This window comes from Achromobacter agilis (genome assembly GCF_900496965.1).
In the GTDB taxonomy this organism is placed as follows: Bacteria; Pseudomonadota; Gammaproteobacteria; order Burkholderiales; family Burkholderiaceae_B; genus Achromobacter; species Achromobacter agilis.
The window spans coordinates 1-23,204 of the sequence record NZ_UFQB01000021.1 but is presented as its reverse complement, the minus strand read 5'-3'; the positions used below and the strand labels follow the sequence as shown (position 1 = coordinate 23,204).

22 protein-coding genes are annotated in these 23,204 nt (G+C 67.9%); 11 read left to right on the top strand and 11 right to left on the bottom strand.

Features of this window, described 5'->3' with window-relative positions; all coding sequences use genetic code 11:
• The first annotated feature begins 50 nt into the window (after window positions 1-50).
• Together AGI3411_RS21665 and AGI3411_RS21660 are read left to right on the top strand one after the other, a co-directional pair.
• Window positions 51-1,526: an inorganic phosphate transporter gene (locus AGI3411_RS21665; RefSeq protein ID WP_129529392.1), complete on the top strand. Its 1,476-nt coding sequence runs from the start codon at window positions 51-53 to the stop codon at window positions 1,524-1,526.
• Between the two features lie 104 nt (window positions 1,527-1,630).
• Window positions 1,631-2,278, top strand: coding sequence for a DsbA family protein (locus AGI3411_RS21660; protein WP_129529391.1), 648 nt, complete (start codon window positions 1,631-1,633; stop codon window positions 2,276-2,278).
• Here AGI3411_RS21660 and AGI3411_RS21655 read toward each other — a convergent pair.
• Genes AGI3411_RS21655 through AGI3411_RS21640 form a run of 4 tightly spaced genes read right to left on the bottom strand, consistent with a single transcriptional unit; the run spans window position 2,275 to window position 4,657 of the window.
• Window positions 2,275-2,622, bottom strand: coding sequence for an AzlD domain-containing protein (locus AGI3411_RS21655; RefSeq protein ID WP_129529390.1), 348 nt, complete (start codon window positions 2,620-2,622; stop codon window positions 2,275-2,277). The two genes, AGI3411_RS21660 and AGI3411_RS21655, sit on opposite strands and share 4 nt — an antisense overlap.
• The gene (locus tag AGI3411_RS21650) at window positions 2,619-3,329 is read right to left on the bottom strand and encodes an AzlC family ABC transporter permease (RefSeq protein ID WP_129529389.1); all 711 of its coding nucleotides are present in this window, start codon (window positions 3,327-3,329) and stop codon (window positions 2,619-2,621) included. Before AGI3411_RS21650 ends, AGI3411_RS21655 begins: the two co-directional genes overlap by 4 nt.
• A 60-nt stretch (window positions 3,330-3,389) precedes the next feature.
• On the bottom strand, window positions 3,390-3,707 hold the full coding sequence (locus tag AGI3411_RS21645) for a chaperone modulator CbpM (RefSeq protein ID WP_129529388.1): 318 nt from the start codon (window positions 3,705-3,707) through the stop codon (window positions 3,390-3,392).
• 2 nt (window positions 3,708-3,709) lie between these two features.
• Window positions 3,710-4,657 carry a DnaJ C-terminal domain-containing protein gene (locus AGI3411_RS21640; RefSeq protein WP_129529387.1) on the bottom strand — a complete coding sequence of 316 codons (948 nt, stop codon included), beginning with the start codon at window positions 4,655-4,657 and terminating at the stop codon, window positions 3,710-3,712.
• 200 nt (window positions 4,658-4,857) lie between these two features.
• Between AGI3411_RS21640 and AGI3411_RS21635 the strand changes: the two genes are divergently transcribed.
• The 7 genes from AGI3411_RS21635 to AGI3411_RS21605 all read left to right on the top strand — a co-directional run bounded on the left by AGI3411_RS21635 (window position 4,858) and on the right by AGI3411_RS21605 (window position 11,703).
• Window positions 4,858-5,343 (top strand): GNAT family N-acetyltransferase, encoded by a 486-nt coding sequence (locus tag AGI3411_RS21635; protein WP_129529386.1) that lies wholly within the window; start codon window positions 4,858-4,860, stop codon window positions 5,341-5,343.
• A 62-nt stretch (window positions 5,344-5,405) separates the two neighbouring features.
• Window positions 5,406-5,735 (top strand): DHCW motif cupin fold protein, encoded by a 330-nt coding sequence (locus tag AGI3411_RS21630; RefSeq protein ID WP_088447143.1) that lies wholly within the window; start codon window positions 5,406-5,408, stop codon window positions 5,733-5,735.
• Window positions 5,736-5,842: 107 nt separating this feature from the next.
• Window positions 5,843-6,478, top strand: coding sequence for a glutathione transferase (yfcF, locus tag AGI3411_RS21625; RefSeq protein ID WP_129529385.1), 636 nt, complete (start codon window positions 5,843-5,845; stop codon window positions 6,476-6,478).
• Window positions 6,479-6,505: 27 nt separating this feature from the next.
• Window positions 6,506-6,910, top strand: coding sequence for a VOC family protein (locus tag AGI3411_RS21620; protein WP_129529384.1), 405 nt, complete (start codon window positions 6,506-6,508; stop codon window positions 6,908-6,910).
• Window positions 6,911-7,097: 187 nt separating this feature from the next.
• Window positions 7,098-9,488: a DUF3141 domain-containing protein gene (locus tag AGI3411_RS21615; RefSeq protein ID WP_129529383.1), complete on the top strand. Its 2,391-nt coding sequence runs from the start codon at window positions 7,098-7,100 to the stop codon at window positions 9,486-9,488.
• Window positions 9,488-10,432 carry a phosphate acetyltransferase gene (locus AGI3411_RS21610; RefSeq protein ID WP_129529477.1) on the top strand — a complete coding sequence of 315 codons (945 nt, stop codon included), beginning with the start codon at window positions 9,488-9,490 and terminating at the stop codon, window positions 10,430-10,432. The genes AGI3411_RS21615 and AGI3411_RS21610 overlap by 1 nt, the downstream gene beginning before the upstream one ends.
• 86 nt (window positions 10,433-10,518) lie before the next feature.
• A complete protein-coding gene (locus tag AGI3411_RS21605) occupies window positions 10,519-11,703 on the top strand; it encodes an acetate/propionate family kinase (RefSeq protein WP_129529382.1) in 1,185 nt (394 codons plus the stop codon).
• 13 nt (window positions 11,704-11,716) lie between these two features.
• Here AGI3411_RS21605 and AGI3411_RS21600 read toward each other — a convergent pair whose 3' ends face one another.
• Complete coding sequence (locus AGI3411_RS21600) at window positions 11,717-13,405, bottom strand: SulP family inorganic anion transporter (RefSeq protein ID WP_208748152.1); 1,689 nt, start codon at window positions 13,403-13,405, stop codon at window positions 11,717-11,719.
• A 277-nt stretch (window positions 13,406-13,682) separates the two neighbouring features.
• Between AGI3411_RS21600 and AGI3411_RS21595 the strand changes: the two genes are divergently transcribed.
• The gene (locus tag AGI3411_RS21595) at window positions 13,683-14,666 is read left to right on the top strand and encodes a Bug family tripartite tricarboxylate transporter substrate binding protein (RefSeq protein ID WP_129529381.1); all 984 of its coding nucleotides are present in this window, start codon (window positions 13,683-13,685) and stop codon (window positions 14,664-14,666) included.
• Between the two features lie 339 nt (window positions 14,667-15,005).
• Here the strand turns inward: AGI3411_RS21595 and AGI3411_RS21590 are convergent, their stop codons facing one another.
• The 3 genes from AGI3411_RS21590 to tkt all read right to left on the bottom strand — a co-directional run bounded on the left by AGI3411_RS21590 (window position 15,006) and on the right by tkt (window position 19,416).
• Window positions 15,006-16,199 carry a phosphoglycerate kinase gene (locus AGI3411_RS21590; protein WP_129529380.1) on the bottom strand — a complete coding sequence of 398 codons (1,194 nt, stop codon included), beginning with the start codon at window positions 16,197-16,199 and terminating at the stop codon, window positions 15,006-15,008.
• Between the two features lie 155 nt (window positions 16,200-16,354).
• On the bottom strand, window positions 16,355-17,365 hold the full coding sequence (gene gap, locus AGI3411_RS21585; RefSeq protein WP_013395726.1) for a type I glyceraldehyde-3-phosphate dehydrogenase: 1,011 nt from the start codon (window positions 17,363-17,365) through the stop codon (window positions 16,355-16,357).
• Between the two features lie 14 nt (window positions 17,366-17,379).
• On the bottom strand, window positions 17,380-19,416 hold the full coding sequence (gene tkt, locus AGI3411_RS21580; protein ID WP_129529379.1) for a transketolase: 2,037 nt from the start codon (window positions 19,414-19,416) through the stop codon (window positions 17,380-17,382).
• Window positions 19,417-19,635: 219 nt separating this feature from the next.
• Here tkt and AGI3411_RS21575 point away from each other — a divergent pair, with 219 nt between their 5' ends.
• Window positions 19,636-20,367: a 16S rRNA (uracil(1498)-N(3))-methyltransferase gene (locus AGI3411_RS21575; RefSeq protein WP_129529378.1), complete on the top strand. Its 732-nt coding sequence runs from the start codon at window positions 19,636-19,638 to the stop codon at window positions 20,365-20,367.
• Window positions 20,368-20,372: 5 nt separating this feature from the next.
• On the opposite strand, the gene AGI3411_RS21570 is transcribed toward AGI3411_RS21575, so the two are convergent.
• From AGI3411_RS21570 to AGI3411_RS21560, 3 genes are all read right to left on the bottom strand, one after another.
• Window positions 20,373-20,840 (bottom strand): barstar family protein, encoded by a 468-nt coding sequence (locus AGI3411_RS21570; protein ID WP_129529377.1) that lies wholly within the window; start codon window positions 20,838-20,840, stop codon window positions 20,373-20,375.
• Window positions 20,837-21,997 carry a patatin-like phospholipase family protein gene (locus AGI3411_RS21565; RefSeq protein ID WP_129529475.1) on the bottom strand — a complete coding sequence of 387 codons (1,161 nt, stop codon included), beginning with the start codon at window positions 21,995-21,997 and terminating at the stop codon, window positions 20,837-20,839. The genes AGI3411_RS21570 and AGI3411_RS21565 overlap by 4 nt, the downstream gene beginning before the upstream one ends.
• A 49-nt stretch (window positions 21,998-22,046) precedes the next feature.
• Window positions 22,047-23,204 (bottom strand): phosphate acyltransferase (locus AGI3411_RS21560; protein WP_279638354.1); only part of this gene is annotated, 1,158 nt, incomplete at its 5' end.

The following is a 23,204-nucleotide window of genomic DNA, read 5'->3' as shown; positions in this document are numbered from 1 at the left end:
GTCACAAATCTGCAATAATCAGCGTCTCGCCGGAATCTCCCCCCGCCTCCATGTTCGACCTCTTCCACGGCCTAGACCTTTGGGTAGGCCTCAGTCTTGTCTTGGCCCTGACATTCGTCCTGGCCTTTGAATTCATCAACGGATTCCACGACACGGCCAACGCCGTGGCAACGGTCATTTACACCAAAGCCATGCCGCCGCACCTGGCGGTCGTGCTTTCGGGAATTTTCAATTTCCTGGGCGTGCTGCTCGGCGGCGTGGGCGTGGCCTACGCCATCGTCCATCTGCTGCCGGTGGAATTGCTGATCAATGTGGACACCGGCCGCGGGCTGGCCATGGTGTTCGCCATGCTGGCGGCGGCCATCGCCTGGAACCTGGGCACCTGGTACTTCGGCATCCCCGCTTCCAGCTCGCACACCCTGATCGGCTCGATCCTGGGCGTGGGCCTGGCCAACGCGCTGATCACCGACCTGCCGCTGGCGGACGGCGTCAACTGGGGCAAGGCCATCGACATCGGCTTGTCCCTGGTGGTGTCGCCGGTGGCGGGCTTCCTGGTCGCGGGCGGGCTGCTGCTGGTGCTCAGGCGCTGGCTGCCCCTGTCGAAAATGCACAAGACGCCCGAACAGCGCCGCGCCATCGACAACAAGAAACATCCGCCGTTCTGGAACAGGCTGGTCCTGGTGCTGTCCGCGATGGGCGTGAGCTTCGTCCACGGCTCCAATGACGGCCAGAAAGGCATCGGCCTGATCATGCTTGTGCTGATCGGCATCGTGCCCGCCAATTTCGTGCTCGATACCAACAGCACCACCTACCAGATCGAACGCACCCGCGACGCCGCCAATCACCTGAACGTCTTCTACCAGCGCAACGAGGCGATGCTGGGCGACTACCTGGCGCTCAAGCGCTCCGACGCGACCACCGAGCTGCCGCGCAACTTCCGCTGCGATCCCGAACTGACCATGCCGACCATCGCCGCGCTGCAGGCCGATCTGCACGGCGTGTCCACCTACGCCGACCTGCCGGCCGAGAAGCGTATCTCCGTGCGCCGCTACCTGCTCTGCCTGGACGACACGGCCAAGAAGGTGGCACGCATCGAAGGGCTGCCGGCCCGCGAACGGGCCGACCTGCAGCGCTTGCGCGCCGACCTGACGGCCACCACCGAGTACGCGCCCTTCTGGGTGATCGTGGCGGTCGCCCTGGCCCTGGGCGCGGGCACCATGGTCGGCTGGCGCCGCGTGGTGCTGACGGTAGGCGAGAAAATCGGCAAGCAGGGCATGACCTACGCGCAGGGCATGTCCGCCCAGGTAACCGCCATGGGCGCCATCGGGCTGGCCAACGTATTCAGCCTGCCGGTATCCACCACCCACGTCCTGTCCTCGGGCGTGGCCGGAACCATGGTGGCCAACAAGACCGGCCTGCATGGCGGCACGGTGCGCAACATCCTGATGGCCTGGGTGCTGACCCTGCCCGCCTCGATGCTGCTGGCGGCCGGCCTGTTCTGGATCGGCGTGCAGATCGCGGGCTGACGCCCGCCCCCCCCTGGCCTTGCGGGCGATCCGCACGGCCGGCGCAACACTCTGGCTACCGCGCCAGCCTTACGCCGGAAGCGGCCTGCGTCTACCATGGCGCCATGGCTACTCCCAATCCCACCCTGCATTACATTTTCGATCCGCTCTGCGGCTGGTGCTACGGCGCCGCGCCGCTGCTGGAGTCCGCGCGCGCCATTGCCGGCCTGGACATTGCGCTCCACGGCGGCGGCATGATGGCGGGCGCCAACCGCCGGCCGGTAACCGAGGCGTTGCGCCGCTATGTCATGCCGCACGACGAGCGCATCGCCGGCCTGACAGGCCAGACGTTCGGCGAGGACTACTTCAACGGGCTGCTGCGCGATACCGGCGCGGTGTTCGATTCCGAACCTCCCATCACGGCGATCCTGGCGGCGCAGGCGCTGGGCGGCCACGGGCCGGAACTGCTCCAGCGCATCCAGCGCGCGCACTATGTGCAGGGCAAGCGCGTCGCGGCCCCCGCCGTGCTGTCGGCGCTGGCGGCCGACATCGGGCTGGACGCAGCAGCCTTCGACGCCGCCTATACGGCGGCCCAAGGCGCCGAAACCGCCTCGCACATCGCAGCGAGCCGGCAGTTGCTGGCCCAGCTGGGCGGCACGGGCTTTCCCACCCTGGCGCTGGAACGCGACGGCGTCTATGACCTGCTGGAGCCGTCCCGTTACTTGGGCCGCCCCGAGCAATGGCAGGCGGATCTGCGCACGCGTATCGGCTAGCCCGCCAGGGCCAGCAACACGCCGTAGCCGGCCATGCCCAGCAGCACCGCAACGCCCGTATTGCTGACCAGGCGCGCCGCCACGGCGGTCACGACCAGGCCGCCCGCGTAAGGCCCGATGCGGGCAGCCTGCTCGCCCGCGTCCAGCAGGTCGGGCACGATCACCGCGGCGGCGATCCCCGCCAGCAGGGATGGCCCGAGCGCGGCCAGCGCCGAGCCTTCGCGCGACAGATGGCGCAGCAGGCGGCTGCGTTCGGACAGCATGAACGGCAGCGCGCGGGTCAGATAGGTAATCACGGCCATGGCGGCCACCGCGCCCCAGAATCCCAATCCGTCGGTATTCATGCGGATCTCCTCAAGCGGTACGCGACGCAGCCGATGATGGCGCCGGCCAGAATGGCCGCGCTGGTATGGCCCAGGGCGGCCACGACGCCCGCCCCCGCCACCGCCGCCACGATGGGCAGGCCCATGCCGCGCTTGGCGCTCTGGCAAACCAGGGCCATGAACAGCGCCGGCAGCGCAAAACGCATCACCTGCGACAACATGGGGTAGTGGCGTTCCAGGCCGTCTCCGGCATACACGCCGACGGCGGTGCCGGCGATCCAGGTCAGCCAGGCGCCGAGCCCCAGCGCGGTCATCCAGCCCTGGCGGCGCGCGGGATCCACGGTCTGCAGGCGGTTGAACGCCGTGGCGAAAACCTCGTCGGTCAGCAGGAAGGCGATCTTCAGGCGGCCGCGCAGCGCGGCGGGCAGGAAACGCGACAGCAGCGGGCCATACAGCAAGTGGCGGGCATTGAGCAGCGAGCACAGCGCCACGACCCACAGCCATGGCGTACCCGCCTTGATGGAGGCGAGCAGCAGGAACTGGCTGGCGCCGGCGTAGACCAGCACGGAGATCAGGATGACTTGCAGGGGCGTCAGGCCCGCCGCCATGCCGGCGATGCCGAACGTCACGGCCACCGGGAAGTAGCCGATCATGACGGGCAGGCACGATTTCAGGCCATCGATGCGGGCGCCAGCCGGGGCCGGCGCCGGGGCGGATGAGGTCTCCAAGGGGATTTCGCTTGTTCCGTGTTGCGGCAAGCGGCTAGTTTACCCATCCGCCTGGGGCGGCTACGTCTCGTCGGCGCCCAGCACGCGCAATTGCGCCTTCAGGCGCCGGACCTCCTGGCTCAGGTCCAGGATCAGCGCCGCCGCGTCCAAGCTCGCGCCAAAATCCCGCTCCAGGCGCCGGGCGTCCAGCGCGCGCTGCAGGTCCACGCTGTAGAAGCGCCATTCCGCGGGCCGGCGTCCGCTGGCGTTGACGATGCCGACTTCGACCAGCCGGACGATCCATTCCACTTCCTGGCCGCAGGCGCGGGCCAGGTCGTCGGCGCTCAGGGGTTGCGTTTTGCCCACGACGGTGGCGCTGGTAATGACAAGCTTCTTCATGGTCAGACCCCCAGGTGGCGCCGCGGATTGAAAGGCAGATCCTGCTGCAGCTTCCGATAGGCCGCCTTGGCGGCCTCGCTGTCGGCGGGCGGCAGCACCAGGTCCAGCACCAGGTAAAGATCTCCCGCCGGGTCGCCCGGAATGCCGCGCCCGCGCAGCCGCAGCTTGCGGCCGTTGCCGGAGCCCGACGGGATCGTGACTTCGACCGTGCCGCCCGGCGTCGGCGTCTTGACGCTGGCGCCCAGCGCGGCCTCCCAGGGGGCGACAGGCAGCGTCATATAGAGGTCGCGGCCGTCGGCGCGGTACTGCGGGTGCGGCTTGAAGCGGATTTCCAGGTAGAGATCGCCGTTCTCGCCGCCGCCGTAGCCGGGCATGCCCTGCCCCGCCAGCCGGATGTACTGGCCTTCGCGCACGCCGGCCGGAATCCGCACGCTAAGCGTGCGGGTCTGCATCTGCGGACGCCCTTCGCCGTCGATCTTCATGGAACGCAGGCTGATGTCGCGCGTGGCGCCCTTGAGCGCGTCTTCGAGGTCCACCTCGATCGCGGCATGGTGGTCTTCGCCACGCGCGCGGAATTCCTGCTGCTGCCGCTGCGCGCCGCCGTGGCGGCCGCGTCCGCCGAACAGCGACGAAAAGAACTCGCTGAACTGCGCTTCTTCGCCAGGCGCCGCGCCGCGATGGAACTCGAAACCCTCGTCCCAGCCTGGCGGCGGCTGGAAGCTGCCTTCGGACGACACGCCCGCGGCCAGGTTGTCGTAGGCCAGGCGCTTTTCCTGGTCGCGCAGCACGTCATAGGCTTCGTTGACGTCGCGCATGCGCGTCTCGGCGTCCTTTTCCTTGCTGACATCGGGGTGATACTTGCGCGCGAGCTTGCGGTAGGCCCGCCGGATCTCGTCTTCGGAAGCGCCCCGTTCCACGCCCAGAATGCTGTAGTAGTCCTTGAACTCCATGTTTCGCCCTTTGCAAGGGTTGCGGCCGCCCCCGGATCGCGCCGGGATTCGGTCTTGAATATCAAGAAGATAGGGGTTGCGGACCGTTTTTTCAATGCGCCTTGCCAAGCCGGATGCATCGCGCATAATGTCCGGTTGCCGCAGCGGCCCGGAACCCTCGGCCCGCCGCGCGGAACGGACAAGCCCCCACAGGAACGATCGTGCTGGAAATTATCGACGTCGACTTCAACAACTCCGAACACGGCCGCCAGGTGCTGGCCATGCTAGACGAATACGCCAGCGGCCCGATGGGCGGCAGCGCGCCGCTGTCCGACTACGCGCGGCAGAACCTCATCGCCGAACTGGCCCGCCGCCCCGCCGCCCATGCCCTGCTGGCCAGGGTCGACGGCGAAGCCGCCGGTGTGGCGATCTACATCGAAGGCTTCTCCACCTTCGCCTGCCGCCCGCTCGTCAATCTGCACGACCTCGGCGTGTCTCCCCGGTTTCAGGGCCTGGGCGTGGGCAAGGCCCTGCTATCCGCGCTGGAAGACCGCGCGCGCCGCCTGGGCTGCTGCAAGATCACCCTGGAAGTGCTGGAAGGCAACGCGGTGGCCCAGGGCCTGTACCGCAAGCTCGGCTTCGAGGGCTACGCGCTCGACGACGCCACGGGCCGCGCCATGTTCTGGCAGAAGAAGCTGGCTGCCTGAGGTAGCGTAGTATCTGTTTTTTTGCCGGACGGCGCCGTCCGGACCACGACGCAGGATCAATCATGAAGATGAGCAACATCCCCTTCGGCACCACCGACTGGTCCGAGGTGGAACGCACCGAACACGCCGGCGAGACCGGCATGGCCTATTGGCGGACCCGGCAGTTCGGCGACCTGCGAGTGCGCATGGTGGAATACACCCCCGGCTACCTGGCCGACCACTGGTGCAGCAAGGGCCACATCCTTTTCTGCCTGGAAGGCGAGCTCCACACCGAACTCGAAGACGGCCGCCAGTTCGTGCTGACGCCCGGCATGAGCTATCAGGTCGCGGACCAGGCCGAGCCGCACCGTTCCTCCACCGCCACGGGCGCGAAGCTCTTTATCGTGGATTGACGCCCCCGCGCGACAGGCGGACGGCAGTTGCGTTACCCTTTCCCATGCGGGGCCTTGCGTCGCGGGGCCCTGCCGCCAGCCACTACCCGCCTGACCGGAGATCACACTTGGGCGCCCCGATTACGCTATACGTCGATTCCCTGTTCCTCAGCCCCTACGCCATGTCGGCCTATGTGGCGCTGACCGAAAAACAGTTGCCGTTCGAGGTCCGCCCGATCGACCTCGAAGTGGGCGAACAGCGCATGCAGCCTTACCAGGCGCGCGCACTGACATCCCGGGTGCCCGCGCTGACGCACCAGGATTTCCACCTGACCGAATCCAGCGCCATCGCCGAATACCTGGACGAGGCCTTCCCCGCGCCCGCGCATGCGGCCCTGTATCCCCGCGACGTCCGCGCGCGCGCCCGGGCCCGCCAGTTGCAGGCCTGGCTGCGCAGCGACCTGGCCGCCCTGCGCCAGGAACGCCCCACCGAAACCGTGTTCTACGGCGCGGCCGGCCAGCCGCTGTCCGACGCCGCCCATGCCGCCGCGGCCAAGCTCATCCGGGTGGCGGAGAGCCTGGTGGGCGCGGGCCAGGCCTGTCTGTTCGGCGACTGGTGCATCGCGGACACGGACCTGGCGGTCATGCTCAAGCGGCTGTCCCTGGACGATCTGCCGGCCCCCTTGCGCGCCTATGCCGATGGGCAGTGGCAGCGGCCCTCCGTCCAGAAATGGCTGGAGCACAACGCCGCCGCGCGCGCCTGATCCTGGTTCATTCCCGCGGAGGCGACGATGCAGCTGCTGGATCACGTTTCCATCACCGTGCCCGGCCTCGACGCCGCCCGGCCCTTCTACGATGCCGTCATGCGGGCGCTGGGCGCGGCCAAGGTCTATGACCGCCCCGACGCGCTCGGCTACGGCGAGCGCTGCCGGCCCGGCAGCCCCCAGCACAGCTATCTTTCCGTATTCGCCACCGGCGCGGCCGTCGATGCCGCCGCCGGCGCGCGCCGCCACTGGTGCTTCAAGGCGGCCAGCCGCGCCGCCGTCGACGCGTTCCATGCCGCCGGCCTGGCGCATGGCGGGCGCGACGAAGGCGCGCCGGGCCTGCGCGAGCATTACCACCCGCATTACTACGCGGCCTTCCTGCTTGACCCCGCCGGCAACCGCATTGAAGCCGTCTGCCACGATCCGGCCTGAACCCGGCCGCCGGCAAAGCCGGAATCCAAAAAGGGACAAGCAAATCCGGCCGGTTTGACGGCGATCAATCCCCTCGATGTTGCAGCGCAACATTAGTTGCGGTGTAATAGGGAGGTCAACCTGGCCGGTTCCACTCGGAATCGGCCTGGCGGCTACCGCCGCCGGAAGCTACTACAAGGAGATCGCCATGGCCGGATCCGGCAACGATCGCATCCCCGCTCCGTCCTTCAACCCCTGGACGGCCGCCTATGAGTACGCAGTGGACGCCTGGCAGCGCGGCGTGCTTTACGCCGACGTGATGCGCCAGCGCGGCAATCAATATCACGACCACATGGCCAAGCGCGCCCCGAACGTGCTGAGCATGGAATTCGAACTGGTGCTGGACGGCCGCTGCCTGCCGCGCCCCGTCAACTACGGCCTGCTGCGCATCAAGCCGCCCGAGGGCGTGGAAACGGACCCGATCAAGCGCCCCTTCCTGGTCGTGGACCCGCGCGCCGGGCACGGCCCCGGCATCGGCGGCTTCAAGCCTGAAAGCGAAATCGGCGTGGCCGTGCGGGCGGGGCATCCCTGCTATTTCGCGACCTTCCTGCCGCAGCCCATGCCCACCCAGACCGTCGAAGACGTGATGATGGCCGAGGCGCGCTTCCTGGAAGAAATCATCGCGCTGCACCCCAACGCCGAGGGCAAGCCGGTGGTGGTGGCCAATTGCCAGGCGGGCTGGCAGATCATGATGACCGCCGCGGTCCGTCCCGAGCTGTTCGGCCCGATCATCGTCGCCGGCGCCCCGCTGTCGTACTGGGCAGGCTGGCGCGGCATGAACCCCATGCGCTATGCCGGCGGCCTGCTGGGCGGCAGCTGGCTCACCGCGCTGACCAGCGACCTGGGCAACGGCAAGTTCGACGGCGCCTGGCTGGTACAGAACTTCGAAAACCTGAATCCGGCGAATACGCTCTGGTCCAAGCAGTACAACCTGTACTCCAAGGTGGATACCGAGTCCGCGCGCTATCTGAGCTTCGAGAAATGGTGGGGCGGCCACGTCTTCCTGAACGGCCCCGAAATCCAGTACATCGTCGACAATCTCTTCGTCGGCAACCGCCTCGCAACCGCCGGCCTCGTGACGTCCGACGGCATCCGCATCGACCTGCGCAACATTCGTTCGCCCATCGTGGTGTTCTGCTCCAAGGGCGACAACATCACGCCTCCGCCGCAGGCGCTGGGCTGGATTCCCGACCTGTACCAGGACGAAGCCGAAGTGCTGGCCCACGGCCAGACCATCGTCTACGCCGTGCACGAAAGCATCGGCCACCTGGGCATCTTTGTGTCCGGCAGCGTGGCCCGCAAGGAACACCAGGAGTTCACGTCCAACATCGACATGATCGATGTGCTGCCGCCGGGCATCTACCAGGCCGAGATCGCCGACAAGACGCCCGATACGCCGAACGCGGACCTGGCCTACGGCAACTACGTGCTGTCGTTCGAGCAGCGCAGTCTGGACGACGTGCGCGCCATAGTGGACCGCAAGGAAGAGGACGACCGCCGCTTTGCCGCCGTCGCCCGGATCTCCGACATCAACCTGGGCATGTACCGCAGTTTCATGCAGCCCTGGGTGCGCGCCATGGTGACGCCGCAATCCGCGGAATGGGCCCAGCGCCTGCATCCGCTGCGCCTGCCCTATGAGCTCATTTCCGACCGCAATCCCATGATCGCGCCGATCGCCCAGGTGGCGGAACACGTGCGCGAGCACCGTCAGTCGGTCTCGCCCTCCAACCCCTTCCTGATCGCGCAGGAAATGTTCTCGAACCTGATCGAGACTAGCCTGAACATCTGGCAGGAGCTGCGCGATTCGGCCGACGAACGCACCTTCATGGGCGTGTACGGCTCGCCCCTCGTGCAAGACCTGGCCGGCCAGGGCGCGCGCTCCGGCCCGCCGCGCAAGCACCCCGGCGTATCGCCCGAACACCGCCGCTTCATGGAAGAACGCGCGGCGGAACTGCGCTCGCTGCTGCAGACCGGCGGCCTGCGCGTCGCCGCGATCCGGATGCTGCTGTACGTGTCGGGTGCCGAAGGCGGCCTGGACGAGCGCAGCTTCGCGCTGATCCGCAAAATGCGCGCGGAGTCCGGCAACGCCCTGACCCTGCAGGAATTCAAGGACACCACGCGCGACCAGGCCCTCATGATGACGATGGATTCCGCCGCCGCCATCCAGGCCATGCCGCGCCTGCTCGAAGACTCGCCGGCCGCCGCCATCCGCGAAACGCTGGACACCATGAAGCGCGTGCTGGAAGCCGCCGAGCCACTGAGCGAAGCGGCGCGCGAAAGCCTGGCCGAGATGGAACGGATCTTCGAATCCGCCGAACGCCGCGCGCAGAAGCGCGAACAGGCGCTGGCGCCGGCCCCTGCCAGAGCGCCGGCCAAATCGCCTGCCCGCAAGCCGGCGCGAGCGGCTGCCGCCAAGAGCAAGCCGCCCGCCGCCGCAGCCGCCAAGCCCGTGCAGGCGGCCTCGCCCGCCGGCGCCAAGCGCGGCGCCGCCAAGGCGCCCGCGCGCCCGGCGCGCAAATCCACCAAGACGGCCTCGTGATGACCCTGCCCGCGTCCTCTCACTACGACAAGCTCATCGCCCGCGCGCAGACGCTGGCGCCCGCGCAATGCGCCATCGCCCACCCCTGCGACGAGCCCTCGCTATCGTCAGCGCTGCAGGCCCGCGACCTGGGCCTGTTGCAGCCGATCCTGGTGGGCCCGGAACTCAAGATCCGCGCCACGGCCGCCCAGCATGGGCTGGACCTGGGCAACGCCCGTATCGTCGACGCGCCGCACAGCCACGCGGCCGCCGAACGCGCGGTCGCCCTGGTGCGCAACGGCGAGGCCACGCTGCTGATGAAGGGCAGCCTGCACACCGACGAACTCATGCATGAAGTGGTGGCGCGCGACACCGGGCTGCGCAGCGGCCGACGCATCAGCCACGTGTTCATCATGGAGGTTCCGACCTACGCGGAGCCGCTGTTCATCACCGATGCCGCCATCAACATCTTCCCGGACCTGGAAACCAAGGCCGACATCATCCGCAACGTGATCGACCTGCATCACGGCCTGGGCCTGGGCGAGCCGCGCATCGCCATCCTGTCGGCGGTGGAACAGGTCACGCCCAGCATTCCCGGCACCATCGAAGCCGCGGCGCTATGCAAGATGGCCGATCGCGGCCAGATCACCGGCGGACTGCTGGACGGCCCGCTGGCGCTGGACAACGCGATCAGCGCGGATGCAGCGCGCATCAAGGGCATCCATTCGCCGGTCGCCGGGATCGCGCAGGTGCTGGTAGTGCCGGACCTGGAAGCCGGCAATATGCTGGCCAAGAACCTGACCTTCCTGGCCAACGCGGAAGCGGCCGGCATCGTGCTGGGCGCGCGCGTGCCCATCATCCTGACCAGCCGCGCCGACAGCCCGCGGTCGCGCCTGGCCTCGTGCGCGGTGGCGGCCATCTACGCGCACCACCTGGATCAGCAGCAAGCCCGCCCGCTGGCCTAAGGCATGGAATCCATCCCCTGCCCGTCGACGCGCCCTCCCTCAAGGGAGCGCTCAAGCGGCCTGTCTCAACGTGGAATCACAGCGCCATGACCGACACCATTCTCGTCATCAACGCCGGCAGTTCCAGCATCAAGTTCTATCTGTACGACATCGACGGCGCGCAGGAACTTGCCCCGCGCCTGGGGGGCCAGCTTGAAGGCATCGGCACCCCGCGGCCGAGGCTGCGGGTGCGCGACGCGGCCGGCCAGACCCTGGTCGAGCGAGAAATCTCGCCCAGCCACGCGCCCGACGTGCCCAACGCCCAGGAAGTGGTCGGCACCTGGCTGAGCGGCCACCTGGGCGGCGCGCCGCTGGCGGTTGGGCACCGGGTGGTGCATGGCGGCCCCGACCTGTCCGAGCCGGTGCTGGTCGACGACGAAATCCTGGCAAAGCTGGATACCTTCACGCCGCTGGCGCCGCTGCACCAGCCGAACAACCTGGCTCCGATCCGTGTCATCCGCGAACGCCGGCCCTGGATCCCGCAGGTGGCGTGCTTCGACACCGCATTCCACCGCAGCCACTGCGACGTGGCCGACCGCTACGCGCTGCCCGAGCGCCTGTACCAGGAAGGGGTGCGCCGCTACGGCTTCCACGGGCTGTCCTACGAATACATCGCGCAGCGCCTGCGCCAGGCGCTGCCGGACATCGCCATGGGCAAGATCATCGCCGCGCATCTGGGCTCGGGCGTCTCCGCCTGCGCCATGCACCACGGCAAGAGCGTAGACAGCACCATGGGATTCACGGCGCTGGAAGGCCTGCCCATGGGCACGCGCCCCGGCCGCCTGGACCCGGGCATCGTGCTGTGGATGATGGAACGCGGCATGAGCCACGACGAAATCGAGCACATGCTGTACCACGACTGCGGCATGAAGGGCCTGTCGGGCATCAGCAACGATATGCGCGAACTGCTGGCCAGCGACGCGCCCTCGGCCAAGCTGGCGCTGCAGTACTTCGCATGGCGCGTGGCCGAAGGCATGATCGGGCTGGCCTGCGCGATGAACGGCGTCGACGCCATCGTCTTCACCGCCGGCGTCGGGGAAAACTCCGCCGAAATCCGCCAGGCGATCAGCGAACATTGGGGCTGGCTGGGCATCAAGCTCGATCCGGAACGCAACGCCCGCCACGGGCCCCGCATTTCCAGCGACGACAGCCGCATCGGCGTCTACGTGGTCCGCACCAATGAAGAACTGATCATCGCCCAGCACACGCTGGCGCTGGTGAAGCAGCGGTGAGGCCGCAGAGGCCCTAGCCCAGCGTGGAAGGCGCCGCCTGGCGCCAGCGCTCGATGGCCTCGACGGCCTGCTCGGGGCTGCCGAAGATCTTGTCGCGTCCGATTTTCTTCACCAGGCCGGAACGCTCCAGCGCCGTGCGGAACTGGCCATGCCCGCCCGCGACCAGCAGCGCCATCCCGCGGAGATCCAGCTCGCGTTTGAGCTCATACAGCGCCTCGACCGCATCGGCGTCCGCCTGGGTCATGGCTTCGGCGTCCAGCACGAACCATTGCGCGCCGGCCGCCTGGTCCATCACTTCGCGCGCGCGCCGGCGGAATGCGTCGGCATTGAAGAACCACACGGACGACTCGAACAACCAGACCACCGTGCCCGGCACCGGCTGGGCATCGGGGTTCAGGTGCAGCTTGCCCAGCACCGATTCGCCGGGCAGGCGGCCCAGCAAGGCGTCGCGGGGATTGCCCGACACATACATGGCGTACAGCAGCGTGGCGCCCACCGACACCGCCACGCCCTGCAGCACGCCGAAGCCGATAACGCCTACGGCCGCCAGGATGCCGAACGCCAGCTCGATGCGCGAAATGCGGGCCAGGCGCAGGAAGGCGTGGCCGTCGAACAGGCTGGCCGCTGCCAGCAGCAAGATGGCAGACAACACTGCCTGCGGCAGCCAGTACAGCGGCGCGCTCAACAGGCCCACGACTATCGCCAGCGCCGCCGCGGCGCTGACGCTGACCAGCGGAGACGAGCCGCCGGCGACCAGCCCCACCGCGGTGCGCGAATCGGCGCCGGTCACCACGAAGCCCTGAAACAGTCCAGCCGCCACGTTGGCCGCGCCAAAGCCCACCAGCTCGCGGTTGGGATCGACGTGTTCGCCGGTGCGCGCGGCGAAGCTGCGGGCCGTCACGATGCCGCTGGAGAAGCTTACGACGAGCACCCCGGCCGCGCCCATCAGGATGCCGTCCACGCCTTCCAGCCGGACGGGCAGGCTCAGCGACGGCAGCCCGGCGGGCACCTCGCCCACGACCGCGATGCCCAGGCTGGGAAAATCGAAGATCCACGACAACAGGCAGGACCCTGCTACCAGCACAATGGGGCCCGGCCAGGTCGGCCGCCAACGCTTGAGCCCCACCAGCAGCAGACAGGACGCCACGCCCAGGCAAAGGGTGGGGATGCGGATTTCAGGCAGCCGGCGCGACAGCTCCAGGAAGGGGTGTACCAGGCCGCTGTTGCGCAGCCCCACGCCCGTCAGACCGCTCAGCTGCGAGACGGCCAGCGTGATGGCCACGCCCGCCATATAACCGATCAGGACGGGGCGGGACAGCAGATTGGCCAGCACGCCCAGGCGTAGGACGCGGGCGATCAGGCAGCCGACGCCGACGGTCAGGGCGATGCCCGTTGCCGCCACCAGGCGGTCTTCCGGCGTGCTGAGCGCCATGCCGGTAAGCGTGGCCGCGATCAGGGTGCAAGTGGCCGTGTCCGGGCCCACGATCAGCGTGCGCGACGAGCCGAACACGGCATAGCCCAGCATCCCGGCGATGGCCGCCCACAGCCCCGCGACGGGCGGAACGCCCATCATGGCCGCGTAGGCCAGCCCGACCGGCAGCGCCACGGCCGCCACGCTCAGCCCGGCCATGACGTCGCGCCGCGCCGATTCCCGGGTAATGCCCCGGAGGTTATTCAGGCCAGGAAACGGGCGTAGGTTCATGATGCTGCGGGCGAGTCGGATAGCGGAATTCCGCGGCGCGCGCGGTATGTGCGCCAAGCCTACACCAAGCCCGCCCCGCGCAGATGCGCTGGATCGTGCGGGTGCCATCTATATTCCTTTAAGGAATGAATTTCCTTAAATATTTATCCCTTTTCGGCAGCGAGGCCATTGCGTAGAGTCGCCACCATAAGAAAGCGGCCCCGGCCGCGTCCATAGACCAAGACGGCCCGCCGCCCGCGCACGCGGTGGATCACGGGCCCGCACTCCTGGAGACCCCATGCATTTCGCCCTCCTGCGCCGCGCCGGCAGCGCGCTCGCGCTGGCCGCGCTGGCCGCCGGCTTCACCCCCGCCGCCGTCGCGCAAACCTACCCCGATCGTCCGGTAAAGCTGGTCGTGCCATGGCCGCCGGGCGGCGCCACCGACGCGCTGGGCCGCATGCTGGCGCAGCGCCTGACCGAGCGTCTCGGGCAAACGGTCATCGTGGACAACAAGGCCGGCGCGGGCGGCAACATCGGCACCGCCGCCTTCGTGCGCGAGAAGGCCGACGGCTACACGCTGCTGGTGGCCACCAGTTCCACCAACGCCGCCAATCCACACCTGTATTCGCGGCTGGGCTTCGACCCGGCCAAAGATTTCGCGCCGGTCGCCTTCGTGGCCGAGATCCCCAACATCCTGGAAGTGCCCAAGCAATCGGGCTTCCGCTCGGTCGCGGACCTGATCGCCGCGGCTAAGGCCGAGCCCGGCAAGCTGAACTACGGTTCCGGCGGCGTCGGCTCATCGCAGCACCTGGCGGGCTCGATGTTCAAGCACCTGACGGGCGTGGACGTGCTGCACATTCCGTACAAAGGCAGCGGCCCGGCCGTCTCGGACCTGATGGCGGGCCAGGTGGACATGATGCTGGACACCGGCTCCCTGGCGCAGGTCCAGGCCGGCGCCCTGCGCGCGCTGGCCGTCGCGTCCCGCCAGCGGCTGCCGGCGCTGCCGGACGTGCCCACCTTCGCCGAGGCGGGCGTGCCCGGCATGTATGCATCCGCCTGGTATGGCATCGTGGCGCCTGCCGGCACGCCGGAAGACGTGGTGCAGCGCCTGAACAAGGAAGTGAATGCCGTGGTGGCCGATCCGGAGATGAAGCGGCGGATGGAAGGCATGGGCGCGCTCGTGCCCGCGGGCCAGACACCGGAAGCGTTCGGCGCGTTCATGCAGTCGGAAATCGCGCGCTATGCGGATATCGTGAAGATGTCCGGCGCGAAGATGGAGTGAGGGAAAGGAAGGAGGAAGCCAGTGTCTGACACCCGTACGAGATGACCGTACGGATTACGCGGATGCCGCCGGGTGTCTGACACCAGCGAAAGTATTGCAGACACCCTTGAAGAGCTGCCTCAGCAGTGTCTGACACCCTTACGAGACACCGGCACGGATTGCTCCGGTGTTGCCGGGTGTCTGACACCGGCGAAAGTATTGCCCCTTCCCGGTTGGTGTCAGACACCCTTGAGAGGCTGCTTCGAGTTTGAAGCGCCTTGCCCTGAGGGTGTCAGACACCTGGCAAGGCCCCTTCGAACGGCAGCTAGCCCCGCAGGGGCGCAGCGTGGGAGGGACCCTCTACCCCGCCCGAGCTTCCAGCACGGCCACGGCGGGCAGGGTCTTGCCTTCCAGGAACTCCAGGAACGCGCCGCCGCCGGTCGAGATGTAGCCGACCTGCTCGCTGATGCCGTACTTGGCGATGGCGGCCAGCGTGTCGCCGCCGCCGGCGATCGAGAAACCTTCGGATTCGGCGATGGCGCGCGCCACCACTTCCGTGCCGTTGGCGAACTGGTCGAATTCGAACACGCCCACGGGGCCGTTCCAGACGATGGTGCCGGCCTTCTTCAGGATCTCGCCCAGTTGCGCCGCGGTCTGGGGACCGATATCCAGGATCATGTCGTCTTCGGCCACGTCGGTGGCGGCCTTGACGGTTGCTTCGGCATCGGCGCCGAACGACTTGGCGCAAACCACGTCAACGGGGATCGGCACGGCCGCGCCGCGCTGCTTCATGATGTCGATCACGGCGCGGGCCTGGTCGACCTGATCGGGTTCGGCCAGCGACTTGCCGATGGACAGGCCGGCGGCGAGCATGAAGGTATTGGCGATGCCGCCGCCCACGACCAGCTGGTCGACCTTGTCGGCCAGCGATTGCAGGATGGACAGCTTGGTCGACACTTTGGAGCCGCCCACGATGGCGACGAGCGGACGCTTGGGTTCGTGCAGCGCGCGGCCCAGGGCTTCCAGCTCGGCCTCCAGCAAGGGGCCGGCGCAGGCCACGGGCGCGAAGCGCGCAATGCCGTGGGTGGTGGCCTCGGCCCGGTGGGCCGTGCCGAAGGCGTCATTGACGTAGACGTCGCACAACGCCGCCATCTTCTTGGACAGCGCTTCGTCGTCCTTCTTCTCGCCGACGTTCACGCGGCAGTTTTCCAGCAGCACGACCTGGCCGTGATCGACCTGCACGCCATCGACCCAGTCGCGCACCAGCTGCACGGGCATGCCCAGCAGCTCGGACAGGCGCTGGCCGACCTTGGCGAGCGAATCGGCCTCGGTCAGCACGCCCTCCTTGGGGCGGCCCAGGTGGGACGTGACCATGACGGCGGCGCCGGCGTCCAGCGCCATGCGGATGCCGGGCACCGAGGCGCGGATGCGGGTGTCTTCGCTGATGCGGCCGGCGTCGTCGAACGGCACGTTCAAGTCGGCGCGGATGAACACGCGCTTGCCGGACAGGGCGCCGGACTTGGCCAGCGCGGAGAGGGTATTGACCTTGGACATGTTTGAATTCCTACGATGGGCGAACAAAAGGGGACGAACCCATTTTCCGCAATGGCGGAAAACAAATCCGTCCCCTCTGGACCCGGGGCCTGCTCACCCTAGACGGCGCTTTGCATAAGCACCCGATAGTGTGCGCAGGCCCCAGCCGTGTTGCTTTACTTAGCCGACATCAGAGCGACGGTGGTGTCGAGCATGCGGTTCGAGAAGCCCCACTCGTTGTCGTACCAGGACGAGACCTTGACCAGGCGGCCCGAGACCTTGGTCAGCGACGCGTCGACGGTGCTGGAGGCCGGGTTGTGGTTGTAGTCGACCGAAACCAGGGGCTCGGTGTTGTAGTCCAGGATGCCCTTGAGTTCGCCTTCCGAGGCAGCCTTCAGGATGCCGTTGACTTCTTCGGCGGTCGTGTCGCGGCTAGCCACGAACGACAGGTCGACCAGCGACACGTTGATGGTCGGGACGCGGATGGCGTAGCCGTCCAGCTTGCCGTTCAGTTCCGGCAGCACGAGGCCCACGGCGGCGGCGGCGCCGGTCTTGGTGGGGATCATGCTCATGGTGGCCGAACGGGCGCGGCGCAGGTCTTCGTGGTAGACGTCGGTCAGGACCTGGTCGTTGGTGTAGGCGTGGACAGTGGTCATCAGGCCGTTTTCCAGGCCCAGCTTGTCGTTCAGCGGCTTGACCAGCGGGGCCAGGCAGTTGGTGGTGCACGACGCGTTCGAGATGACGGTGTCGGTGGCCTTCAGCACGCCGTGGTTCACGCCGTACACGATGGTGGCGTCGACGTCCTTGCCGCCGGGAGCCGAGATGATGACCTTCTTGGCGCCGCCCTTGATGTGCGCGCCGGCCTTTTCCTTCGTCGTGAAAAAGCCCGTGCACTCCAGGACCACGTCGACCTTCAGCTCGCCCCAGGGCAGCTCGGCCGGGTTGCGGTTGGCCAGCACGCGGATCTTGTCGCCGTTGACGACCATGAAGTCGCCGTCGACTTCGACGGTGCCCGGGAACTTGCCATGGGCCGTGTCGTAGCGCGTCAGGTGCGCGTTGGTCTTGGGATCGCCCAGATCGTTGATGGCGACGATTTCGATATCGTGCTTCTTGCCACCTTCGTAGTGGGCACGCAGGATGTTGCGGCCGATGCGACCGTAACCATTGATGGCGACGCGAATGGTCATGACTAAGCTCCTTTTTACAAAACTTGGCGGACGGTCTCGGCCACCTTGTCGGCGGTCAGCCCGAAGAACTTGAACAGTGCGCCGGCCGGCGCGGATTCGCCGTAGCGGTCGATGCCGACCACGGCGCCTTCCAGGCCCACGTACTTGTGCCAGAAGGCGGTCACGCCGGCTTCGACGGCCACGCGCGGCAGGCCCTTGGGCAGTACGGACTGCTTCCAGGCGGCGTCTTGCTTGTCGAAGACGTCGGTGCTGGGCATGGAGACCACGCGCACGGCGATGCCTTCCTTGGCCAGCTGCGCCTGCGCGTCCAGCGCGATGGCGACTTCCGAGCCGGTGGCGATGATGACGGCGCGGGCGCCTTCGGCGTCGCGCAGCACGTAGCCGCCGCGGGCGATGGCTTCAACGGTGGCGGCGTCGCGCGGCACGAACGGCAGGTTCTGGCGCGACAGCAACAGGGCCGTCGGGCCGCCGTCATGCACGTCCATGCCGATGCTGGCCGGACGCGTCACGGCCGCGTTCCAGGCGACGGCGGTTTCGGCCGTATCGCACGGACGCCACAGCGACAGGTTGGGAATCAGGCGCAGGCTGGCGGCGTGCTCGATGGACTGGTGGGTGGGGCCGTCTTCGCCCAGCCCGATCGAGTCGTGGGTGAACACGTGGACCACGCGCTGCTTCATCAGCGCGGCCATGCGGATGGCGTTGCGCGAATAGTCGGAGAACGTCAGGAACGTGCCGCCAAACGGCAGGTAGCCGCCATGCAGGGCCACGCCGTTCATGATGGCGGCCATGCCGAATTCGCGCACGCCGTAGTTGATGTGGCGGCCGAACTGCAAACCCTGTTCGCCCGCGCGGACGGCGGCGACGCCCTTCCAGTCGGTGAAGTTCGAGCCGGTCAGGTCGGCCGAGCCGCCCAGCATTTCCGGCAGGACCGGGGCCAGCGCCGCGATCGCGAACTGCGAAGCCTTGCGGGTGGCGACGGTTTCGGCCTTTTCCAGGGTGGCGTTCAGGAACGACTGGAACTGCTCGGCGTAGCCGGCGGGCAGTTCGCCCTTCATGCGGCGAGCGAACTCGGCGGCCTCGGCGGGGAATTCGGCGGCGTAGGCGTCGAACGCGGATTGCCATTCGGCCTGGGCCGAAGCGCCTTTCTGGCGGCCATCCCAGCCGTCGTACACGGCTTGCGGGATCTGGAACGGTTCCGCGGACCAGCCCAGCGCGGCGCGGGTGGCGGCGATCTCGTCCTTGCCCAGCGGCGCGCCGTGCACATTGTGCGTGCCGGCCATGTTGGGCGAACCCTTGCCGATGACGGTGCGGCAAACGATCAGCGTGGGCTTTTCGGATTGCGAACGCGCGGCCTTGATGGCGGCGTCCACGGCGGCGACGTCGTGGCCGTCCACGCCGCGGATCACGTTCCAGCCGTAGCCTTCGAAACGCTTGGCGGTGTCGTCGGCGAACCAGTGCTCGACGTGGCCGTCGATGGAAATGCCGTTGTCGTCATACAGCACGACCAGCTTGCCCAGCTTCAGCGTGCCGGCCAGCGAACACACTTCGTGCGAAATGCCTTCCATCAGGCAGCCGTCGCCGGCGAAGGCGTAGGTGTGGTGGTCGACGATGGCGTGGCCGGGCTTGTTGAACTCAGCGGCCAGCAGCGCTTCGGCCAGCGCCATGCCCACGGCATTGCCCAGGCCCTGGCCCAGCGGGCCGGTGGTCGTTTCCACGCCCGGGGTGATGCCCACTTCGGGGTGGCCCGGCGTCTTGGAATGCAGTTGGCGGAACTGCTTCAGTTCTTCGATCGGCAGATCGTAGCCCGTCAGGTGGAGCAAGGCGTAGATCAGCATCGAGCCGTGGCCGTTGGACAGCACGAAGCGGTCGCGGTTGGCCCAGGCGGGATCCTTGGGATTGTGACGCAGGTTGCCGGCCCACAAGGCTTGGGCGATTTCCGCCATGCCCATGGGAGCACCCGGGTGCCCGGAGTTCGCTTGTTGCACGGCGTCCATCGCGAGGGCGCGGATGGCATCCGCCAAGGCAAGTTTAGGGGCGGTCGGATTGCTCATTCGGAAGGCTCTTTGAGGCTGGCATGCCTAGATGAAAATAGGGCCAGTTAAGTAGGTTGCGAAGCAGGGGATTTTAGCATCCAGGGGTTTCCCCGACGCCATCGGCCATAAGGCGAGCCCCATGCTAGGCTACTCCCCTCGATAAAAGCCCCTCGCCGCGCCCGTTTCACGGGTTTGCCGCCCCACCGAGGGGCCATTTTTTCATTTTCTGTAACGTTCATGTCCGCCCCCCGCTTCTTTTGCGACATCCCTCTCAGCTCCGGCGCACGCGTCGCCCTGCCCGACGCCCTTGCGCACCATGCGCTGCGGGTGCTCCGCCTGCGCGACGGCGAAGCCCTCCTGCTGTTCAACGGCCAGGGCGGCGAGTATCCCGCGGTGCTGGAAGTGGAAGGCAAGGCCGGCTTTGCCCGGCTGGGCGAATTCTCGCCCCGCGAGGCCGAGCTCGGCGGCCGCGTCACCCTCGTCCAGGGGCTGCCCTCCGGAGACAAGATGGACTGGGTGGTGGAGAAAGCCGTGGAGCTGGGCGCGGCTCGGGTCTGCCCCATCGCGGCGCAGCGCAGCGTGCTGCAGTTGTCTGGCCCGCGCCTGGAAAAACGCGTGGCCCACTGGCAGCGCATCGCGCAATCCGCCAGCGAGCAATGCGGCCGCAACCGGCTCATGGCCGTGGACGCGCCCCGGACGCTGGCCGAGTGGCTGGCGCAACCGGACGAAGGCCTGCGCCTGATGTGCCACCCGGAAGCCGCTGACGATCTTGCCGCGCGGCTGCGGTCGGCCCCTGGCCTGCAGGCGCTGACCCTGCTGGTGGGTCCGGAAGGCGGATGGTCGGACAAGGAATTGGCGCTGGCCCGCGAGGCAGGCGTGCAGGCCGTGCGTTTCGGCCCCCGGGTGCTGCGCACCGAAACGGCCGGGCTGGCGCTGGTGTCAGCCGCCAGCGCGCTGCTGGGCTGGTAGGCCGGTCAGCTGTTTTCGCCGTAGGGCGCGGCAGCCACGCCGGGCTCGGGGTCGGGGTGCTTGCCGGCGTGCTCAATGACGTACGCGAAAACGCGGCCGTTTTCACGGGCGAAATCCGACGCATCGGAGCAGACGGTTTCGATCAGGGCGGCGTCTTCCTCGAGCGCCGGATCGCCGGAATGCAGCTTGTACAGCCAGAGCACCACGCCGACCTTGTGATCCAGCACCGTATCGCACAGGCAGTCGTACAGCGCGTCGAGATTGCCGCCGAAATACTCGGGGAAGTCCACCGCCTTGACGATGGCGCGCAACACCGCCGAACGGCTGCGGGCGGGGTCGCAATTGGCGACGAACAAGGCCAGGCCGAGCTCATGAGCAGCGTCCACCACGGCCTTTTTGTCCAGCCCTTCGTCGGCCAGCGCACCGCCGCGCAGGAGCTGCCGCTGCAAAGTAGATTGGCCATTGCGCGTCATGCCTGAGCCTCCTTGAAAAAGGCGATCACTTCGTCGTTACGCTGCATCGTATCGGCATAACCCAGTTCAATCAATCGCTTGGTGTAGCTGGATTCGAACAAGAGGTAGGACATCAGCGATCCCCCTCCCGGACGGCTTGGATCGGACGATACACCGAGTACGCGAAAAAGGGCACGGGCCTGGGCCGGCATGTCCTGCAAATGCTCCAGCGCCATCAGGTCTAGCGATTGGCTCGGCGTGATCGTCAGGACCTCGATGCGGCGCACGCTGGGGTTGTGGCCGTCCTCGCCGGACAGGGCCATCAGGGAGTTCATCCGCTGCAGTCGCTCGATGTCGGCGGACAGGCCATCCAGGAAGATGCTGGCCAGCGCGTGGCCCCCTACCTGCGCCAGGGATGGATAAGGCGGCGAGTCCTCGCGGTTCTCGGGGTGCGTGTCGTCCCGGAAGCCGGTGCCGATCACCAGCACCCGGTGCGCCCCGAGATGGATGGCCGGGCTGATCGGCGCCAGCTGGCGCATCGAACCGTCGCCGCACCATTCGCCTTTGCCGTGCACCTGCACCTGCCGGGCCGGGAAGACGAACGGAATGGCGGAGGACGCCATCAGGTGGTCGATGCCGATCGGAGTGGGGATGGCCAGGCGCAGATAGCGGTGCCAGGGCTCGATAGGCGTGTGCGCCTGGTAGAAGGTCAGGTGTTCCCCGCTGGTGTAGCCCGAGGCCGTGATCGCCAGCGCCGACAGCGCCCCGCTTTCGAGATTGGACCGCAGGTGCTGGAAGTCCAGCACGCGGCCCAGCAAGGCCTGCATGGGGCTGTTGTCCAGCAGGGAGGTGGGCCGCTTGCGCGCCAGCCCCGAGTACATCCAGCCGAGCGACAGCAGGCCCAGCCAACGCACGCCCGTGCGGAGCAGGCCGGGCGCGTCGGCCCGGTAGATCATGTCGGTATTCAGCGAGGACCACAGGCGCCGGATGCGCCGCACGCCCAGATGCGGCCGGTCGGCCCGGCATGCCAGCGCCGCGGCGTTGATCGCCCCGGCCGACGTGCCGCAGATGATATGAAAGGGATTCTGGAAACGGGAATGCCAGTCCGGATCCAGCAGTTCCATGATGGCGCTGAGCACGCCCACCTGATAGGCGGCGCGGGCGCCGCCTCCGGTCAGGACCAATCCGGTCGGCGTGCGCGGGCACGCCGGACCGGCAGGCCTGACTTCAACGCGGTGTGTTGACATCGACGACCGTCATTGCGGTCATGTTGACGATGCGGCGCACGGTGGAGCTGGAGGTCAGGATGTGCACGGGCGCATTCGCGCCCAGCAGGAACGGGCCCACGGCCACGTTGCCGCCTGCCGCGGTCTTGAGCAGGTTGTAGGCGATGTTGCCGGAATCCACGTTCGGGCACACCAGCAGGTTGGCCTCGCCCTTGAGCGAAGACGACGGCAGGATGCGCATGCGCAGCGCCTCGTCCAGCGCGCAGTCGCCGTGCATCTCGCCGTCGATCTCCAGCTCCGGCGCGATCTGGCGCACCAGCTCCAGCGCCCGGCGCATCTTCGCGCCCGAGGCCGAGCTGCCCGAACCGAAGTTCGAACGCGACAGCAACGCCACCTTGGGAGCCAGGTACATGCGGCGCATCTCATTCGCGGCCGCCACCGTGAATTCGGCGATCTGCTCGGCCGAGGGCTCATCGTTCACGTGCGTGTCGACCAGCACCACCGTGCGCTCGTTGAGCAGCAGGATGTTCATCGCCGCATACACGTTGTGGCCCGCACGGCGGCCGATCACCTCGTCCACGAAACGCAGGTGGTCGTGGTAAGCGCCCACCGAACCGCAGACCATGCCGTCGGCGTCGCCCAGGCGCACCATCATCGCGCCGATCAGCGTCAGGCGGCGGCGCATTTCCACGCGCGCCATTTCCTTGGTGATGCCGCGGCGGCACATCAGCTCCCAGTACGTCGTCCAGTACTGGTGGAAGCGCTCGTCGTATTCGGGGTTGGTGACCTCGACGTCCTCGCCCAGGCGCAGGCGCAGGCCGAGTTTCTCGATGCGGGCCAGCAGCACCGACGGACGGCCCACCAGGATGGGACGGGCCAGGCCTTCGTCGACCACCACCTGCACGGCGCGCAGCACGCGCTCATCCTCGCCTTCCGCGAACACGATGCGCGCCTTGCCGCCTTCGCGCACGATGCGCTTGGACGCCGAGAACAGCGGCTTCATGAACGCACCCGAGTGGTACACGAACTGCTGCAGCTGCTCTTCGTAGGCTTCCAGGTCCGCCAGCGGACGCGTCGCCACGCCGCCTTCCATCGCCGCCTTGGCCACCGCCGGCGCGATGCGCACGATCAGGCGCGGGTCGAACGGCTTGGGAATCAG

Excerpts from the sequence above, each read along its gene's own strand:
- AGI3411_RS21620 (WP_129529384.1), top strand. The coding sequence starts at position 6,506 with ATGCAGCTGCTGGATCACGTTTCCATCACCGTGCCCGGCCTCGACGCC.
- AGI3411_RS21630 (WP_088447143.1), top strand. The coding sequence starts at position 5,406 with ATGAAGATGAGCAACATCCCCTTCGGCACCACCGACTGGTCCGAGGTG.
- AGI3411_RS21615 (WP_129529383.1), top strand. The coding sequence starts at position 7,098 with ATGGCCGGATCCGGCAACGATCGCATCCCCGCTCCGTCCTTCAACCCC.
- AGI3411_RS21570 (WP_129529377.1), bottom strand. The coding sequence starts at position 20,840 with ATGACGCGCAATGGCCAATCTACTTTGCAGCGGCAGCTCCTGCGCGGC.
- AGI3411_RS21590 (WP_129529380.1), bottom strand. The coding sequence starts at position 16,199 with ATGTCCAAGGTCAATACCCTCTCCGCGCTGGCCAAGTCCGGCGCCCTG.
- AGI3411_RS21595 (WP_129529381.1), top strand. The coding sequence starts at position 13,683 with ATGCATTTCGCCCTCCTGCGCCGCGCCGGCAGCGCGCTCGCGCTGGCC.
- AGI3411_RS21605 (WP_129529382.1), top strand. The coding sequence starts at position 10,519 with ATGACCGACACCATTCTCGTCATCAACGCCGGCAGTTCCAGCATCAAG.
- AGI3411_RS21655 (WP_129529390.1), bottom strand. The coding sequence starts at position 2,622 with ATGAATACCGACGGATTGGGATTCTGGGGCGCGGTGGCCGCCATGGCC.
- gap (WP_013395726.1), bottom strand. The coding sequence starts at position 17,365 with ATGACCATTCGCGTCGCCATCAATGGTTACGGTCGCATCGGCCGCAAC.
- AGI3411_RS21610 (WP_129529477.1), top strand. The coding sequence starts at position 9,488 with ATGACCCTGCCCGCGTCCTCTCACTACGACAAGCTCATCGCCCGCGCG.
- AGI3411_RS21640 (WP_129529387.1), bottom strand. The coding sequence starts at position 4,657 with ATGGAGTTCAAGGACTACTACAGCATTCTGGGCGTGGAACGGGGCGCT.
- AGI3411_RS21660 (WP_129529391.1), top strand. The coding sequence starts at position 1,631 with ATGGCTACTCCCAATCCCACCCTGCATTACATTTTCGATCCGCTCTGC.
- AGI3411_RS21600 (WP_208748152.1), bottom strand. The coding sequence starts at position 13,405 with ATGAACCTACGCCCGTTTCCTGGCCTGAATAACCTCCGGGGCATTACC.
- AGI3411_RS21575 (WP_129529378.1), top strand. The coding sequence starts at position 19,636 with ATGTCCGCCCCCCGCTTCTTTTGCGACATCCCTCTCAGCTCCGGCGCA.
- AGI3411_RS21665 (WP_129529392.1), top strand. The coding sequence starts at position 51 with ATGTTCGACCTCTTCCACGGCCTAGACCTTTGGGTAGGCCTCAGTCTT.
- AGI3411_RS21645 (WP_129529388.1), bottom strand. The coding sequence starts at position 3,707 with ATGAAGAAGCTTGTCATTACCAGCGCCACCGTCGTGGGCAAAACGCAA.
- tkt (WP_129529379.1), bottom strand. The coding sequence starts at position 19,416 with ATGAGCAATCCGACCGCCCCTAAACTTGCCTTGGCGGATGCCATCCGC.